The organism is Streptomyces adustus (genome assembly GCF_009377175.1).
Lineage (GTDB): Bacteria > Actinomycetota > Actinomycetes > Streptomycetales > Streptomycetaceae > Streptomyces > Streptomyces adustus.
The window spans coordinates 1-17,061 of the sequence record NZ_VJZD01000208.1 but is presented as its reverse complement, the minus strand read 5'-3'; the positions used below and the strand labels follow the sequence as shown (position 1 = coordinate 17,061).

Sequence of the window (17,061 nt, the reverse complement as noted above, 5' to 3'; positions counted from 1 at the left end):
CCGTCCCCCTGGGAGCGCGAGCGCCCCGCGCGCACCCGTGCCACCCCGGCACGCACACCGCTGTCACGCGAACGCGTCGTCGAGGCCGCCTTCACCGTGCTGGACCGCCAGGGGCTGGACGGCCTGTCGATGCGCCGGGTGGCGGCCGAACTGGGCGTCACGGTCTCCGCCCTCTACGCCCACGTCAGCTCCAAGGAGGACCTCCTGGAACTGATGTACACCCGGCTCTTCGACGGCTTCGAGATGCCCCCGCCCGACCCGCAGCGGTGGCAGGAGCAGGTACGCACCTACGCCCGCGCCGGACGGCAGCGCCTGCTGACCCACCGGGACATGGCCCGGATCTCCATGGCCCATGTCCCGTTCACCGCCGAACTGCTGCCGCACGTCGAGGGACTGCTCGCCATCTTCCGCACCGCCGGGCTCCCCGACCGCATCGCGGCGGAGGCCGGTGACCTCATCTCCACGTACATCGACGGGTTCGCCCTGGAGGAGGGCATGTGGCAGGACCGGGCCGCCCGGCACGGCGGCGGTTCCTCCCTGGCCCGGCCCGACTGGCGCGAGATGGCCGACGAGATGCAGGCCTACTTCGCGTCCCTGCCCGAAGCGGACTACCCCCATCTGCGCGCCCTGGCCGGGATGATGGTGACGGACTCCGCCGACGAACGGTTCGACATCGGTCTGGAGATCATCCTCCGCGGCCTGGCGAGCTACCTGCCCGACCCCCGGCGTCGACCCGACCCCGAGGACTGAGCCCGGCCGGGCCCGCGGATCAGCCCTCCCACCAGGGCCGTACGCCCTCCACGGCGACGAAGTCGTAGAAGTCCATGTTGGCGATCTCCAGGTTGCACGCCATGGATCCGACCTCGCGACCGGGGAGGACCGCGACATGCCCCGGGATGTCGTACAGGTCGACGACCGTCAGCGGCCTGCCGGGCCCGGCGAAGGTGCGGGCGTCCGCGAGCGCGACCAGGGTGGTGTGCTTCTCTGGCGGGACCAGCGCGGGGACCTGGCCCGGGGTCAGGCCCTCGAATACCCGGTCGTCGACGGTCAGCGCCCGCAACGGGAAGTCGTCCTCGTCGATCTCGTCGAAATCCGGGTCCGCGTTGAGGAAACCGTCCTCGTCGACCCCGCCCAGTTCGTCGAGCAGGGCGCGCCAGCCCTGCTCGTCGCCGAAGTCGGTCCGCACCAGAAGGGCCGCGTCGGTGGCGGGCAGCGCCGGGAAGGACCTGCGCGCCCGCGGCGTCGGCGCGGGAAAGGCGGGGCGGCCCCGGTCGCCCTGGTACTCGCCGTACCGGTCCATGGCGCGCACCAGGTCGTCGAACGCGAGCGCGCCGCGCAGCAGCGCGTCCAGGACCTCGCCGAGCCGGGCCGACGCGACCCGGACGGCCCGCCCCGGTATCGCCGCGACATCCACCAGCAACGGCCCGCTTCCGCCGTACACCACCGAGATGTCCGCCAGGACGACGACCGGCGGCACCGGGCCGCCGCCCGGGAGGAGCGCCGGTACGTTGCCGCCGTGCAGGTAGTGCCATCCACCGCCTTCGACCGGACGCAGCCGCACCCGCCCGTCCGCCAGGACGAACGCGCCGCCTTCCCGTCGGCCCCCGATCTCGTCGAGCAGGTCTCCCCATCGGGCCTCGTCGCCCTCGTAACAGGTGCACACCAGCAGCACTTCGCCGGGCGCGGACCGGGGAAGGCCCGGAAAGGACATGGCTCTCCTTCGAAGAATCGACGCCGGGTACGAGCGCGCGAGGCTTTCCGTCGCCGTCGGCGCGCATCCGCGCGCTCTGTCCGGCCGGCCCCGCGCGGTGGAACGATCCTCCCGACCGGTACGACGTTGCGACAAGGGGGCCGGACATGGCTGTGGTGATGGCGCTGCACTGGGCGGGAGTCACGCCGGAGCAGTACGACACGGTACGTGACGCGGTCGACTGGGAGGAGGTCCCGGCGGCCGGCGGCCAGGTGCACGTGGCCTGGTTCGACGACGAGGGACTCCATGTGACCGACGTGTGGGAGTCCGAGGAGGCGTTCGAGACCTTCTTCACCGAACGGCTCGCACCCGCGGTCCAGAAGGCGGGCATCACCGGCGCCCCCGAGACCGGCCTCAGCCCGCTGCACCGCCGCTTCGTCGCTCCCGGCGTCGGCGGTGCGGCCTAGAGATCGATCTCCACGACGTCGTGACGGCCGGCACGCCGTGCCGTCACGACGTGCGGGCGAGCAGGTCGTCGAGGCGGACGCCGTGCGCCCAGCGTCGCAGAGCCTGGCCGTCGAGGAGGAAGGTGTTCTCCTGACGGTGGGCCCAGCGGATGTCGCGATCCTGAAACATGCCCCGGTGCACGACGAGTTGAAGCTGCGGTGCCGCGCCGTCCCGGTGTGCGTGGCGGTGCGGCCGGTCCTCGTCCGGCAGGGGCTCGGCGACCGGTCGGAAAGCCACATGGAGCCGATGGCCGGCCGCGTTGCGGGCGCACAGGCGTGGCCGGTCCGGTGCGGGCAGCAGCCGCACCCGCCAGCCGTCGCGGCGCAGCATCCGGGCCACCGCCAGGGCAAGGCCCTGGATGTCGAGCGCGAGCAGTTCCTCGGCGGTGTAGTGGCCGTGGCGACGGCGACTGCCCGGGCGACCGCGCCGGACGCCGATCGCCACGACGCAGACCATGAGAGCGATTCCGGCGACGGGGACGACGATCCCGGCGGCGCGGTAACCCATCGCGAGCGCGGCGGTCACCGCGCACACCGCTGCCGTCGTCCCGGCGAGGGCGGGCAGGACATCGCGGAAGCGGGGCCCGGTGAGGTCGCGGGGCCGTGTGCGGTTCACGGCGTGCCGCTTTCGGGGGCGTGGTGGTAAGGAGGGCCCGGACGTCCACGACAGGCGTGCCACAGTGTCCCCCAAGCTCGCGCTTCACCGGCGCTGGAGGCATACCCAGCACGCGCCGGGACTGCCCGGTGGAGGGCAGGGATCCGGCCAGGCCCGACGGCGCACGGAAGCATCGCCCGGCGCTCAGGGCGTGCACCGCGCGGCACATTGCCGGACTGTCGTCAACGCACGGGCCGCGTGCGACCCCGCGAGTGAACCCGGGCGCCGCGCGTGCGCGCCGGACGTCACCCGCGGCATCGGCTCCCTACGGTGGCGTCTGTGCTGCTGAGCTGTGCCTTCATCAATCTGAAGCCCGGAGTCGGGAAGACGACCAGTGCCGTCTGGCTGGCCCACGCCCTGTACGAACTGGGACGGCCCCCACTCCTGGTCGACGGCGACCCGGCCGGTTCCGCGCTGCGCTGGAGCGAACTCGCCGGCGGCTTCCCGTTCCCCGTGATCGCCCTGCCGGTGGGCGACGTGCACCGCCGTATCGACGACTTCCTCGGCCTGCGCAAGGCCGTGGTGCACGACGCCCCGCAACTGGAGGACCACGCCCGCATCGCGCGCAGCATCATGCGCCACGCCGACGAGTGGATCGTGCCCGTCACCCCGGCCCCCATCGAACTCGACCGGATGGCCCCCATCGGGGCCGAGATGGGCGACGTGCAGTCCCTGCGCGCGCGGCCCGCCCGCACCGCCGTGCTGCTCAACCGCACGAACCGTCCCGACGCCACGCGCACCGGTCCCGACGCCGACGCCCGGGAAGTACTCGCCGAACGCGGCTTCGACGTGCTCGACACCCAGATCGCCCGGCTGGATCTGTACTCCCAGTCGTTCGGCGGCCCGGTCCGCGCCCAGGACACGGCCTACATGGACCTCGCCGAAGAACTCATCAAGCGTCAGGAAAACGCATGACCCAGCGCAAGAACAACTACCGCGCGGCCCTGCACCGCGACCCGGCCGAGCCGGGCTCCTCCCCCACCAGGGCCACCACGCTCAGCACCCGGTTCGTGCGCATCACCATCGAACTCGAACCGGAGGCCGCGCGCAGCCTGGACCGCTGGACGGCACCGGCGGTCACCCTGCTGTCCCACACCCGGACGACCGCCCTGCACCTTCTGTCGGCCTTCACCCACGCGGCATCGGCGTCCACTGCGGACCGGCCCTCCTGAAGCGCGGGATCACGGCGGAGTCACCCGGGGCGCGACCGCGGCCATCTGCGCGCCGGACAGCTCTTCCAGGGAGCGGCCGCGGGTCTCGACCCGGAAGACATAGGTGACCACGAAGCCCAGCGCGCAGGTGCCGGCCACCCCGTACAGCAACGCGCTCTCCCCGACGGAGGACAGCAGGACGGGGAAGAGGAACGTCCCCAGGGCGGCGCCCAGTTTCCCGCACCCGGCGGCGAAGCCGTGGCCCGCGGTGCGCATCTCGGAGGGGAAGACCTCGGCGGGCAGGGCGAAGGTGGTGGAGTTCGGCCCGAGGTTCATGAACAGGTTGAACAGCCCGAACCCGACGGCGACCAGCACGAGGTGCGCGTCCGCCCCGCCCGGCAGCTGCCCGGCCACGGCCAGGACGCACAGCGCGCCGGTCATCACCGCGAACCCGGTGAGCTGGAGCGGTACCCGGCCGACCCGGTCCACCAGCACGATCGCCAGGGCGAAGCCGACGGCCAGGAAGACGTCCAGGAAGGCGGTGCCCTTGGTCGAGGCGATGTCGTCGGCGATGAAGCTGCTGTTGGCCCCCGCCAGCGAGAGCGACGCCAGCAGGGTCGGGGTGAAGATCCCCACCCCGTACGTGGCGATGTCCATCAGGAACCACGGCACCGCGGCGAAAATCGTCCGCCTGCGCCAGCGTGGGGAGAACAGCCGTGGTTGGAGGAACGCCTTCAGTCCCTCGGGCGTCGCCTCCTGCCGGACCCGGTCGGCGTCGGACACCCGGACCGGGGAACCGACCAGCGCCCGGCCGACCTCGCAGGCCTCCCGCTCCCGCCCGTTCTGGGCCAGCCAGCGAGGGCTCTCCGGCACCCGGCGCCGCAGCCAGATGATCAACAGGGCGGGCAGGGCCCCGAATCCCAGCAGGATGCGCCAGGAGCCGGTGTGCGGCCACACCTCCAGGATCACCACTCCGGCGACCGCTCCGAGCAGGATGCCCGCCGCCTGGAGGCTGAAGGCGGCCACCAGCCACCGGCCCCGGGCCTTGGCGGGCAGGATCTCCGCCAGATAGCTCGCGGCGATCGGGTAGTCCAGGCCCACCGCGACGCCGAGCGCGAACCGGAACGCCATCAACGACCACACGTCCCACGCACACGCGCACAGCAGGGAGAAGACGACGAACATCCACAGGTCGACCCGGAAGATGCGGCGCCGACCGATCCGGTCGCCCAGCGGTCCCAGCAGCGCGGCGCCGAAGACCGACCCCACGATGGCCGCCGCCGAGATCAGGCCCTTCTGTGCCGCGCTCACCCGGAAGTCGTGGGAGATCAGCGGGTTGGCGACCCCGATGACGAAGAAGTCGAAGCCGTCGAGCAGGATGCCCAGCCCGGCCAGCAGCCAGAACAGGATGTGCAGGCGCGTCATGGCCGCGCCGTCGAGCGCTTCGCCCAACGGCCGGACCTGTTCGGGGAGACGTGTCTTTCGCGTGGTCTCGGAGGTCATGGTCCTCACCAGGCCGGGGGCCGCGTCGAAGGGCAGTCGGACACCATCGTGCGCACATCCGGACGACCTGCCAGGGGTGACGAGCCGACGGCGGACGGAACACACGCGATCGGCCCAGCGGGCCAGTCGGCCACGGCGCGGACGTACACCCGCGCCGTGGACGGCCGGCCTCGCTCAGTCCCGGCGGGTACCCCGGGCCACCCGGCCGACGACGGCCGCGGCCTGCTCCGGGTGCTCCTCCAGCCAGGTGAGCAGGTGTTCCCGGACGGCCTGCGCGACACAGTCGCGTACCGCCGCGTCGCCCAGCTCGCCGTACGTGGCACCACGGAACTCGGGGCGGTCCAGCTTGACCGACACGACCGCCGTCAGGCCCGCGCGGATCCGGTCGGGGCTCTGGTCGGTGCCGGTCGCCGTCGGCAGCCCCCGCTCGCGCGCGTAGGCGTCGATCGCGGCCGTCACCCCGTCACGAAAGCCCGCCACATGGGTGCCGCCGTCGGGAGTGGGCCGACTGTTGGCGAAGCTCACCAGCCGCTCCTCGGGCGAGGCGCGCCAGCGAAGGGCCGCCTCCACGATCCCCGCCATCCGTGGATCCTCGTGCGCGAAGCCGATGACGTCCGGGTGGACGGGCGTATCGCCTGCGGATGCGGGTGCGGCGGCGTCGAGAAAGGCGACGAAGTCCCGCGCCCCGCCGGGCGACCGGAACCGCACCGACCGGGAGCCGGCCGGGAGGCGCTCGTCGGTCAGCGTGAGGCACAGCCCGCGGTTCAGGAACGCCAGTTCCCTGAACCACTCGGCCGGCGCGGCGAACGAGCCCACGGACGTGCCGAAGATGTCGGTGTCGGGCCAGAAGGCGATGGTGGTCCCGCTGTCGCTCGCCGGGCCCGCCTCGGTGGGCGGGCCGACGGCGACCCCGCGCACGTACTCCTGGACCCACCGGATCCCACCGCGCCGCACCTCGGCCGTCAGACGGCTCGACAGGGCGTTGACCACGCAGGGGCCCACTCCGGAGAGGTCCGTGTCCACGGCGTGTCGGTCATCGGGACGCGCCCCGGCGTACACGTGCGTCAGCAGGGCTTCGAGGCCGGGAGTCCCGCTGTCGCCTTCGGTCTCGAAGGGGACACCGGGCCCGTCGTCGCGTACCCGCACGCCGCCATCGGCCGTGAAGGCGACGTCGACGGATTCGGCACGGCCCGCGAGGACCTCGTTCACAGCGCGGCCGGCGATCTCGAACACCAGGTGGTGCAGGCCGCGTTCGGAGGTCGAGCCCACGTACATCCCGGGTCGTCGCCGGATGGCCTCCGGACCGTACAGCACCTCGATGTGGCTGGCGTCGTACCCGAAGTCGTCCTCGCTCACGAAGTCCCCTTCCACGGCGCCCGGTTGAGGTCTTCACCCTATCCGGATTCCGGGAAAGCACCAGGTCAGAGCTGTTTCGCTGAGGGCGCGGACGGTCACTGGAGCGTCCGTCCGAACCCTCGCCTCCACCGGGTCGCACCGCACCGCCGGAGCCCGGACAAGGGCCCGCGCAAGCCGCGCACGCCCCCTTCGCGGACAGCCTCCGGGGCACCGATTTTCCACGCGCGGCAGGAGACGACTTGCCAACTCATCCGCACACAAAGGCTCTTGACGAGTACACATATAACGCCAAGAATGAGCGCGCTCGACTCTGACAACGTTGTCCAGTGGCTCGAGAGGCGCTGACGCCCATGCGATGGATCCAGCGAACACGCGGTGCGGGGACGGTGGTCGCAGCGGTCGCGCTGCTCGGCGCCGCCCTCACCGCACCGACGGCCCAGGCGGCACAGGCCGCACGAACGCAACCAGCCGCAGCGGCCGCCGCGCAGTCGGCCCCGGCCGACGGGGGCCGACTCACCGATCTCGTCAACCCGTTCATCGGAACCGAGAACGAGGGCAATACCTACCCCGGCGCGGCCGTGCCGTTCGGAATGGTGCAGTTCTCCCCCGACACCGGGCACAACACCGGCTACGACCACTCCCAGAACCACATCCGCGGCTTCTCCCTCGTCCATCTCTCCGGCGTCGGCTGCGGTCTGGGCGGCGACCTGCCCGTGCTGCCCACCACGGGCGACATCACCGAGACCGACTACGCCAAGTACGAGGCCGAGTTCAGTCATGACACCGAGCAGGCGAGTCCCGGCTACTACAAGGTCGGGCTGAAGTCCGGCATCACCGCCGAACTGACGGCGACGGCACGCACGGGGGTGCAGCGCTACACCTTCCCCGCCACCGACAAGGCCAACGTCCTGCTCGACGCGGGCCAGTCGCTGCACCGGACGGTCTCCACCCGGGTCGAGGTCCTGGACAACCGGACCGTGCGCACCGCGATCACCGGCAGTGGCTTCTGCCAGGAAACCAGGCCGTACACCGTCTACACGATCACCCGCTTCGACCGGCCGTTCACCGCGCACGGCACCTGGAACGGCTCCACGGTCACCGCCGGGTCGAACGCCGGACGGGACGGCGCCTACGTACGCTTCGACACGACCGAGGACCGCACCGTCGAGGCAACGACCGCGCTGTCCTACGTCGACGCGCACGGCGCGGCGGTGAACCTCCGTGCCGAGGGCGGCCGTTCCTTCCGGCAGGTGCGCGACGCCGCACGACGCGCGTGGGAGGACCGGCTCGACGACGTACGCGCGCAGGGCGGCGGCGACACCCTCCGGCGCACCTTCTACTCGTCCCTGTACCGGTCGTTCCTCGCGCCCAACATCGGCAGCGATGCCGACGGCCGTTACACCGGCTGGGACCAGCGGATCCACCGCACGCGCGGCTTCACGTACTACCAGAACTGGTCGTTGTGGGACACCTACCGCACCCAGTCCCAGCTGCTCGCACTGCTCGCGCCGCGTGAGGCCCGGGACATGGCGATCTCCGTCATCAAGATCGACGAGGAGAGCGGCTGGCTGCCCAAGTGGGGTTACGGCACGGTCGAGACGAACATCATGACCGGCGACCCGGTGACCCCGTTCCTGACCAACGCCTACCAGCAGGGTCTGCTCAAGGGGTACGAGGAACAGGCCTACCGGGCCCTGAAGAAGAACGCGGACGGAGTGCCGGCCGCCGACTCGCCGGCCGTGGGCCGCGAGGCCAACCGGGAGTACCTCGCCGAGGGGTTCGCGCCGTACGTCGCCGACCGGCCGCACGCGAAACCCGGTGACTCCGACTACGACCACGGCGCGTCAGCGACACTGGAGTACGCCCTGTCGGACGCCATGCTCGGTGAGATGGCCCGCGATCTCGGCCACGACGCGGACGCGGCGCGCTACGCGGCACGGGCGCAGAACTACCGCAGGATCTTCGACGCCTCGACCGGCTTCTTCCGCGCGCGCGACGCCTCCGGAGCGTTCACCGGCCCCGCCGACCCCGCCCGGAGCGAGGGCTTCCACGAGGGCACGTCCTGGCAGTACCAGTGGCTCGTGCCGCAGGACCTGCCGGGCATGGTCGGGCTGATCGGCGGCAAGCAGGCCGCCAACGACCGCTTGGACTCCTTCTTCGCCTACAACCAGCTTGTGAGCGACCCCGCGAGGACCGCCCGCGAGGTCTGGGTGAACGGTCCGTACGACTACTACAACGCGGACAAGTACAACCCGCAGAACGAACCCGACCTCATCGCCCCGTACACCTATCTCTCGACCGGCCAGCCGTGGAAGACCACGGATGTGGTGCACGCGGCGCTGACCCTGTTCACGGACGCCCCGACCGGGATGACCGGCAACGACGACCTGGGAACCATGTCCGCCTGGATGGTGCTGTCGTCGATCGGCGTCTTCCCGGTGCAGCCCGGCTACGACACCTGGGGCCTGTCCACGCCCGTCTTCGAACGCGTCGACCTCACCCTCGACCGCCGTTACTACCCGCGCGGCGCGCTCACCGTGACTGCGCCGGGCACCTCGGACGGCCGCCACTACATCCGGTCGGCCCGGGTCGACGGCTCCCGCTACGACCGTACGTATCTGACGACGGCGGATCTGCGGGGGATGAGGTCCCTGGCGTTCGGTGTCGGCACCGAGCCGTCCGGCTGGGGGACGGCGGACGGGGCCGGACCGCCCGCGCTCGGCTGACGCGCGGCCGGTCCCGGGGCCGCCGCCGGACGGCTCCCCCGGGACCGGCCGCACCGGTCGAAAAAATCTTGGAGGGAGACAAAAAATCTTGGAAGGGGATGTCGAGATCCCGTGGCCGGCTCCGTCCCCGGGGTGAAGGCGGCCCACAATGGGGTCGTACCGGCACCGAGGAGAACCACGATGGCGAAGTACCTGCTGCTCAAGCACTACCGCGGCGCGCCGACCCCAGTGAACTGCGTCCCGATGGACAAGTGGACGCCGGAGGAGGTCTCCGCGCACATCCAGTACATGCGGGACTTCGCCGACCGGCTGGAGAAGACCGGCGAGTTCGTCGACGGCCAGGCGCTCGCCCCGGAGGGCCAGTGGGTCCGGTACGACGGTGAGGGGCGCCCGCCGGTCACCGACGGTCCGTTCGCCGAGACCAAGGATCTCATCGCCGGCTGGATGGTGATCGACGTCGACAGCCACGAGCGCGCCGTCGAGCTGGCCGGGGAGCTGTCGGCCGCCCCCGGGGCGGGCGGAGAGCCGATCCACGAGTGGCTCGAACTGCGCCCGTTCCTGACCGAGCCGCCCACCATCACGGAGTGACCTCACCGATGGACGAGGCCCTGCTGAGGAGCCTCACCCCGAGTGTGCTCGCCATCCTCGTCCGCCGCGGAGCCGACTTCGCGGCGGCCGAGGACGCCGTGCAGGACGCGCTGGTCGAGGCGGTGCGCGGGTGGCCGGCCGACCCGCCGCGGGATCCGAAGGGCTGGCTGGTCACCGTGGCCTGGCGGCGGTTCCTCGACGCGACCCGGGCGGACGCCGCCCGGCGGCGGCGCGAGGACCTCGTCGAGGAGGAACCGGCGGCGGGACCGGCGACCGGAGTGGACGACACACTCCGGCTCTACTTCCTGTGCGCCCATCCGTCCCTGACCGCGTCCTCCGCGGTCGCGCTCACGCTGCGGGCCGTCGGCGGGCTCACCACCCGCCAGATCGCCCGGGCCTATCTGGTGCCCGAGGCGACCATGGCGCAGCGGATCAGCCGGGCCAAGCGCACCGTCTCCACGGTGCGCTTCGATCAGCCCGGTGACGTCGCCACGGTGCTGCGCGTCCTCTACCTGGTCTTCAACGAGGGCTACTCCGGCGATGTCGACCTCGCCGCCGAGGCCATCCGGCTCACCCGGCAGTTGGCGGCCGCGATCGACCACCCCGAGGTGGCGGGACTGCTCTCCCTGATGCTGCTCCACCACGCGAGGCGCGCCTCCCGGACCGGGCCCGACGGGAGCCTGGTGCCGCTCGCCGAGCAGGACCGGACCCGGTGGGACACCGAGGCGATCGCCGAGGGCGTCGAGATCCTTCAGGCAGCCCTCGCCCGCGATCGGCTGGGCGAGTTCCAGGCCCAGGCCGCCGTCGCGGCGCTGCACGCCGACGCGCCCAGGGCCGAGGAGACCGACTGGGTGCAGATCGTCGAGTGGTACGACGAGCTCGTACTCCTGACCGACAGCCCGGTCGTCCGGCTCAACCGCGCGGTCGCCGTCGGCGAGGCCGACGGGCCGCGGGCCGGGCTGGCGGCGCTGGCGGCCCTCGACGACTCGCTGCCCCGCCACACCGCGGTGGCCGCGTACCTCCACGAACGTGACGGTGACCTGGTGGTCGCGGCACGGCTGTACGCGGAGGCGGCGCACAAGGCGTCCAACCTCGCCGAGCGCGACCATCTGACGCGCCAGGCCGCCCGTCTCAACTCCCGCCCCGACGCCCGCCTCGACGCAGGCAAGGGACCTGCCTGCTGAACCGCCCGGTGCGGACGCCCGAGAGCCGGCCTTCGGCGGGAGAGCAGCAACCAGGTCAGCTCGGACACCGCGATCGCGCCCCAGATCCGGCACAGGGCCGAGTCTCCGGCCGGTGCCGGTGCCCCGGCCTGGCGGTCCTCCCCGACGACGCCCCCACCCACCTGGTCGGCCCAGGCCGGGCTCCTGCGGCCGCGCGGCACGTCCCCGCGAAGGGACAATTGACGCGACACGGGTGATTCCCCCCGCACCGGGAGGGACAGGAGGTGCGATCGCGTGCCGGCACTTGGTCCGATGCGGCGCGGACGCGCAGTCGCCTGGCTGCGTGAGCGTGATCCTGAGCTGGCGGCGACGCGCAAGGCGGCGCGGACCGCGCTCGTGATGCCCACGCTGTTCGCCGTGTGCACTCAGGTGATCGGCTCGGCGCCGATGGCGACCTACGCGGCATTCGGATCGTTCTCGATGCTGCTGTTCGTCGAGTTCACCGGGCCCATGGCTCAACGGTTGCAGGCCCACCTGGGGCTCGCCGTCGCCTGGGCGGCCCTGATCAGCCTGGGCACGATCGCCTCGCGCGAGCTGTGGCTCGCGGTCACGACCATGGTCGTCGTCGGATTCCTGGTGCTCTTCGCGGGCGTCGTCAGCTCCGTCCTGGCGGGGGCGTCGACCGCGCTGCTGCTCGCACTGGTGCTCCCCGTGTCGTCACCGGCGTCCCTGTCGCAGCTGCCCGAGCGGCTCGCCGGGGCGGGGCTGGCAGCGGCTGCCGCCATGGTCGCGATCTCCCTGCTGTGGCCCCGGCCGGCCGCCGACCCGCTCAGCGCGCCCGCGGCCCGGGTCTGCCGCGCCGCCGCGCGACAGCTGCGTACCGACGCTTCCTGGCTGGCCGGGGGACCCGACCCGTCGGGTGCCACGCAGTGCCGGGCGACGGCCGACCAGGCCTGCGCCGCGGCGGCCGAGCTGCGCAAGGTCTTCGTCGCCACGCCCTACCGGCCCACCGGACTGTCCACCGGCTCGCGCGCGCTCGTGCGTCTGGTCGACGAGCTGACCTGGCTGAGCAGCATCCTGGCCGACAGCACGCCCGCTCCCGACGGCCACCCCGACAGCCCCCCGGCCTGCGACGCCGACGCGCACACCGTACGACGGGCCGCCGCCCATGTACTGGACGAGGCGGCCGACCTGCTCGACGGGCCGCAGGGCTCGCGGGAGGCGCTGCGCCGCGCTTCGGACGAGCTGCACCGGGCCATGAGCGGCATGGAGCAGCGGGCCACCGTCCGGCTGCCCGTGCACCAGGACGGGACCGGCACGCCCTCCCGTGCGCATCCCGTGATCGGGGTCCTCGACCAGTCGTTCCGCGCGCAGGAACTCGCGTTCGCCACCCTTCAGATCGCGGACAACGTGGATCTGGCGGCCGCCGCCGAGCACCGCAACTGGCTCGAACGCCTGCTCGGCCGCGATCCTGGAGCCGTGACCGAACCGCTGGCCTCGGCGTGCGAGCGGGCCGCCGCGCACCTGCGGCCCCAGTCGGTCTGGCTGCACAACAGCCTCCGCGGCGCGCTCGGCCTCGGCATCGCCGTCGCCCTGGCGAACCTGACCAACGTCCAGCACTCGTTCTGGGTGCTGCTGGGAACCCTGTCGGTGCTGCGCTCGAACGCTCTCAGCACGGGACAGAACGCCGTCCGCGCCCTGGGCGGCACCGTCGCGGGCTCGGTCATCGGCGCCGGGCTGCTGCACCTCGTCGGACATCACGGCACCGCGCTGTGGTTCGTACTGCCGCTCGCCGTGCTCCTCGCCGGGGTCGCCCCCGCCGTCGTCTCCTTCGCCGCCGGGCAGGCGGCCTTCACCGTGGCACTCGTCGTCCTGTTCAACGTCGGCCAGGACCCCGACTGGCACATCGCGCTGCTGCGGATCCAGGACATCGCCATCGGCTGCGCCGTGAGCGTGCTCATGGCACTGTTCCTCTGGCCGCGCGGCGCCTCGGCCGCGGTCGAGCGGGCTCTCGCCGACGCCTACACCGACACCGCCCGGTATCTGGCCGGGACGGTGGCGTACGCCGTCGGCCGCTGCACCCCCGGACCCGAGCCGAAGGCTGACACTCCCGTCGACGAGGGCCGGGCGGCGGCGGCCGCCGCCCGGCGGCTCGACGACGCCTTCCGCAGCTATCTCGCGGAGCGCGGTGCCAAGCCGGTGCCGCTGTCGGACATGACCGCCCTGGTCACCGGGATCGTGGGACTGCGGCTGGCCGCGGACGCCGTACTGGAGCTGTGGCGGTGCGCCGACGGCGAGGATGTCGACCCCGACCGCCCCGCGGCGCGCCTGGTCGTCCAGAGCGTCGCCGACCGGGTGGCCGGCTGGTACCGGGACCTGGCCACCGCCCTGGACCGGGCCGTCGTTCCCCCGCAGCCGCTGCCCCGCAGCCCGCTGGCCGAGGGAGAGCTGGTCGAGGCCCTGCGTCGCGACCTCACCGACGAGACGGGTCGGGCAACCGCTCCGGCCGTACGGCTGATCTGGACCGCCGATCATCTCGACGCCGCGCGGCGCCTCCAGCCGGGCCTGGCCGCCGCGGCGACTGTGGGCAACCCGTCCTGAGCCGGGCCGTCCGCTCCGCCTTCTGCCGACCCTCAGTGTGAACTGCGTTCGTTCGCACCGGAGTTGATGTGGGAAGCTGGCGTCCGCCGAACACGGGAGAGCAGCCGTGGCGGTCGCCGAGAGGAGCGCAGCGTGGGGCAGGACGGCTACCGTGCCGAGGACATCGACACCAGCAGGCCGCACCCTGCGCGGATCTACGACTATCTGCTGGGCGGCAAGGACAACTACGAGGTCGACGCCCAGGCGGGCGAGCGGCTGGCCGCGGCGGCACCCGAGGTGCGTATCGGCCTGCGGGCCAACCGCGCCTTCCTCCGGCGTGCCGTCCGCCATGTCGTCGGCAGCGGCGTCCGGCAGATCCTGGACATCGGCACCGGACTGCCCACCTCGCCGAACGTGCACGAGATTGCCCAGGAGGTGGCGCCCGACGTGCGCGTCGCCTATGTCGACAACGATCCGATCGTGAAGGCGCACGGCGACGCCCTGCTCAGCCGTTCCGGCTCGACCAGCATCGTCCTGGCCGACCTGCGCGATCCGCGGGCCGTCGTCGACCATCCCGACGTCCGCCGGGTCATCGACCTCGACGAACCGGTCGCCCTGCTCCTCGTCGCCGTCGTCCACTTCCTCACCGACGCCGAGCAGCCCGGGCAGGTCGTCGCCACGCTGCGGGACGCGCTGCCGACGGGCAGCTTCCTGGTGCTCTCACACGCCACGGGCGACTTCGCCGACCGCAGCGAGGCCCAGGCCGTCTACAACAAGGCGACCGCCACCCTGAACCTGCGCACCCGTGCCGAGGTCGAGCGGTTCTTCGACGGCTTCGAGCTGCTCGAACCCGGCCTGGCCCAGGTCCCGTTCTGGCGCCCGGACGGTCCGCCGCCGGCCCGGTCCGACGAGATCGGCTTCTACGGCGGCGTGGCCCGCAAGACCGCCTGAATCGCCCGGCCCGGCCGGACGCCGTCCGGTCGCGGGTCAGGCGTCGGCAGCGGGGTCCGACGACGTCACCGGCGGGCGGACCATGAAGACATCGACCGGGTCCTGGGACTCGACGACGAATCCATGGCGCTCGTAGAGGCGGCGGGCGGGGCTGCCTTGCAGGACGTTCAGTCCCACCGTCATGCCCTGGACGTCGGCCCGCCCCAGCACCGCCCGCAGGACGGCGGAGCCGAGCCCCCGGCCCTGGTGACGCGGAGCAAGGTAGAAGTGCTCCAGCCACAGCCCGTCCCCCCGGGGCCGGACCGTGACACAGCCGACGAGCGCACGGTCCGCCATGATGACCGACGTGTACCGCGTGGAGAAGGAGTCCCGCAGCCGCTGCCGGACCCGGTGCTCGTCGTAGCGTCCCAGGCGCTCCAGATCCGGGCGCATGACGTCGGCCCGCAACTCCGCGATGACCTCGATGTCCGTATCGGCCGCGGGCCGCAGCTCCCAGCCCAGGCCGGGCACATACGCATCCCGTGCGGATGTCTCCGCAGTCGACCGCGTCGCTCCGGCCACGCCCCCACCGTCCATGGCCGAAGTATCCCAGCGCGCGGTCCGAAGATCCACCGGCCCCGACGCCCGGGACACACGCGAAAGGGCCCGGCGGATGCCGGGCCCTTTCTTTCGTAGCGGGGACAGGATTTGAACCTGCGACCTCTGGGTTATGAGCCCAGCGAGCTACCGAGCTGCTCCACCCCGCGTCGGTAGTTCCACTCTACACGGCTTTCGGCGCGCGCCGGACCACCGGGCCGGTCACAGGGCGTGCCCGCGTCCGGCCGGGGCACTCGTCCGTCGGACAGGGCCTAGTCCTCCTCGCTGCGGAGGTACTCCTTGTACTGGTCCGCGCTGAGGAGCTGGTCCAGGTCCTTCATCCGGGATGGCTCGACCTGGACGATCCACCCGTCGCCGTAGGAGTCGGTATTGATCAGCTCCGGCTCGTCCGCCAGCAGTTCGTTGACGGCCACGATCGTGCCGTCACAAGGCATGTAGATCTCGGAGACGGCCTTGACGGACTCCACGGTGCCGAACGCCCGGGAGCTGTCGAAGCGGTCGCCCTTCTTCGGCTGTTCCACAAAGACGACGTCACCGAGCTGGCGCTGCGCGAAGTCCGTGATGCCGATGCGCACCTCCTTCGGACTGACGACGCTCACCCACTCGTGGTCCTTGCTGTACTTCAGCTCTGCCGGAACGGTCATCGTGACGTCCTCCGTCGATGGTGTCCGAAACCCCGGAACGGGACGACGCGGAGCGCCAGAACAGCGGTCGCGCACCTGCGTCTTCGTGGCGGGACCTGGGCCCGCGCCTCGGACATTACATTCCGTGACCGGTCGCACCCGGCACGCGACCTGCGTGTCGCCACGGCACCCCGGCCGCGGTCCGGCCGACCCCGGAGAGCGACACGGCGGCGGGGCGACGGCGCCGTGTCAGGACGTGGATGCCAGTGCTGCAGCGGACTCCCAGGCGAACCCGTCGGGGTCGGTGAAGGGCCCCGCGTCGCCGCCGATCAGCAGCCGGTGCGAGCCGGTGCCCTCGGGCGGGACACCGGCGTCCTTGGCGAGGGCGCGGCGCCGGTACAGTCCCAGCCTGACGGGGCTCGACCCCGTGTCGAACTCGACGTACATGCGGGCGAAGCTCTTGCCCACGGCGAGACCTCGGCCGACGTAGAACTGCTTGCTCGCGACGATGTCCGCGACGCCCAGCAGGAGTACGACGGTGTCGATCTGCCGGGTGACGGGGCCGGTGTCCTTCTTCGCCGAGGTCGCGACCTTCCAGATCGCCCCGTCCGGCGCCTGGACCACGCCGCCGTAGCCCCACAGCGACTTGACGGCCGGCTTCAGCACGGTCGCACCGGCGTCGAGGGCGGTGCCGATCAGACTGTCGACCGTGCCCGGCTGGGACACCGTGAGTGACAGGGTGAACCCGCGGAAGCCGGTGCTGGGCGCCTCCGACGCCCGGAACCGGACCTGTGTGTCCAGGCCGAAGGCGGCGGTGTAGAAGCGGCGGGCGGCCGTGGGGTCGGCCACGTCGAGGGTGACGGATGCGATGGATGTCATGACTCCGACGTTAGAAGGAACCGGCCGACCGGCGCTTCTTCGATCCTGACCGATCGGGCCACCCGTCCCGTTCCTGTCTCTTATACACAACTG

At 72.1% G+C, this 17,061-nt stretch carries 16 protein-coding genes and 1 tRNA gene; 9 read left to right on the top strand and 8 right to left on the bottom strand.

The window, feature by feature from the left end:
- On the top strand, window positions 1-750 hold a 750-nt coding region (locus FNH09_RS35095; protein ID WP_238427298.1), incomplete at its 5' end, for a TetR/AcrR family transcriptional regulator.
- Between the two features lie 19 nt (window positions 751-769).
- Here the strand turns inward: FNH09_RS35095 and FNH09_RS35090 are convergent.
- On the bottom strand, window positions 770-1,711 hold the full coding sequence (locus FNH09_RS35090; protein ID WP_152893930.1) for a DUF6924 domain-containing protein: 942 nt from the start codon (window positions 1,709-1,711) through the stop codon (window positions 770-772).
- Between the two features lie 146 nt (window positions 1,712-1,857).
- On the opposite strand from FNH09_RS35090, the gene FNH09_RS35085 reads away from it, so the two are divergent.
- The gene (locus FNH09_RS35085; protein ID WP_202919823.1) at window positions 1,858-2,157 is read left to right on the top strand and encodes a hypothetical protein; all 300 of its coding nucleotides are present in this window, start codon (window positions 1,858-1,860) and stop codon (window positions 2,155-2,157) included.
- A gap of 43 nt (window positions 2,158-2,200) precedes the next feature.
- Here FNH09_RS35085 and FNH09_RS35080 read toward each other — a convergent pair whose 3' ends face one another.
- Window positions 2,201-2,812, bottom strand: a complete 612-nt coding sequence (locus FNH09_RS35080; protein WP_338017786.1) for a hypothetical protein — start codon at window positions 2,810-2,812, stop codon at window positions 2,201-2,203.
- A gap of 309 nt (window positions 2,813-3,121) precedes the next feature.
- Between FNH09_RS35080 and FNH09_RS35075 the strand changes: the two genes are divergently transcribed.
- Window positions 3,122-3,766 carry a nucleotide-binding protein gene (locus tag FNH09_RS35075; protein ID WP_375981537.1) on the top strand — a complete coding sequence of 215 codons (645 nt, stop codon included), beginning with the start codon at window positions 3,122-3,124 and terminating at the stop codon, window positions 3,764-3,766.
- Entirely contained in the window at window positions 3,763-4,023 is a 261-nt protein-coding gene (locus tag FNH09_RS35070; protein WP_152893928.1) for a hypothetical protein, read from the top strand. Before FNH09_RS35075 ends, FNH09_RS35070 begins: the two co-directional genes overlap by 4 nt.
- Window positions 4,024-4,032: 9 nt before the next feature.
- Here the strand turns inward: FNH09_RS35070 and FNH09_RS35065 are convergent, their stop codons facing one another.
- Both FNH09_RS35065 and FNH09_RS35060 read right to left on the bottom strand, forming a co-directional pair.
- A complete protein-coding gene (locus FNH09_RS35065; protein WP_152893927.1) occupies window positions 4,033-5,505 on the bottom strand; it encodes an MFS transporter in 1,473 nt (490 codons plus the stop codon).
- Window positions 5,506-5,679: 174 nt separating this feature from the next.
- Entirely contained in the window at window positions 5,680-6,861 is a 1,182-nt protein-coding gene (locus FNH09_RS35060) for an ATP-binding protein (RefSeq protein WP_162469565.1), read from the bottom strand.
- 350 nt (window positions 6,862-7,211) lie between these two features.
- Between FNH09_RS35060 and FNH09_RS35055 the strand changes: the two genes are divergently transcribed.
- From FNH09_RS35055 to FNH09_RS35035, 5 genes are all read left to right on the top strand, one after another.
- The gene (locus FNH09_RS35055) at window positions 7,212-9,587 is read left to right on the top strand and encodes a GH92 family glycosyl hydrolase (protein WP_152893926.1); all 2,376 of its coding nucleotides are present in this window, start codon (window positions 7,212-7,214) and stop codon (window positions 9,585-9,587) included.
- A gap of 180 nt (window positions 9,588-9,767) precedes the next feature.
- Entirely contained in the window at window positions 9,768-10,175 is a 408-nt protein-coding gene (locus tag FNH09_RS35050; protein WP_152893925.1) for a YciI family protein, read from the top strand.
- 8 nt (window positions 10,176-10,183) lie between these two features.
- Window positions 10,184-11,359: an RNA polymerase sigma factor gene (locus FNH09_RS35045; RefSeq protein WP_152893932.1), complete on the top strand. Its 1,176-nt coding sequence runs from the start codon at window positions 10,184-10,186 to the stop codon at window positions 11,357-11,359.
- Window positions 11,360-11,632: 273 nt separating this feature from the next.
- Complete coding sequence (locus tag FNH09_RS35040) at window positions 11,633-13,939, top strand: FUSC family protein (RefSeq protein ID WP_338017785.1); 2,307 nt, start codon at window positions 11,633-11,635, stop codon at window positions 13,937-13,939.
- A 132-nt stretch (window positions 13,940-14,071) separates the two neighbouring features.
- Entirely contained in the window at window positions 14,072-14,869 is a 798-nt protein-coding gene (locus tag FNH09_RS35035) for an SAM-dependent methyltransferase (RefSeq protein ID WP_162469564.1), read from the top strand.
- A 36-nt stretch (window positions 14,870-14,905) separates the two neighbouring features.
- Here the strand turns inward: FNH09_RS35035 and FNH09_RS35030 are convergent, their stop codons facing one another.
- The 4 genes from FNH09_RS35030 to FNH09_RS35015 all read right to left on the bottom strand — a co-directional run bounded on the left by FNH09_RS35030 (window position 14,906) and on the right by FNH09_RS35015 (window position 16,968).
- Window positions 14,906-15,379 carry a GNAT family N-acetyltransferase gene (locus FNH09_RS35030; RefSeq protein WP_338017784.1) on the bottom strand — a complete coding sequence of 158 codons (474 nt, stop codon included), beginning with the start codon at window positions 15,377-15,379 and terminating at the stop codon, window positions 14,906-14,908.
- A gap of 162 nt (window positions 15,380-15,541) precedes the next feature.
- Window positions 15,542-15,615 (bottom strand) — tRNA-Met (locus tag FNH09_RS35025).
- Window positions 15,616-15,717: 102 nt separating this feature from the next.
- Window positions 15,718-16,110 (bottom strand): glycine cleavage system protein GcvH, encoded by a 393-nt coding sequence (gcvH, locus tag FNH09_RS35020; RefSeq protein WP_152893922.1) that lies wholly within the window; start codon window positions 16,108-16,110, stop codon window positions 15,718-15,720.
- 228 nt (window positions 16,111-16,338) lie between these two features.
- Window positions 16,339-16,968: a VOC family protein gene (locus FNH09_RS35015; protein WP_152893921.1), complete on the bottom strand. Its 630-nt coding sequence runs from the start codon at window positions 16,966-16,968 to the stop codon at window positions 16,339-16,341.
- Window positions 16,969-17,061 lie beyond the last annotated feature (93 nt).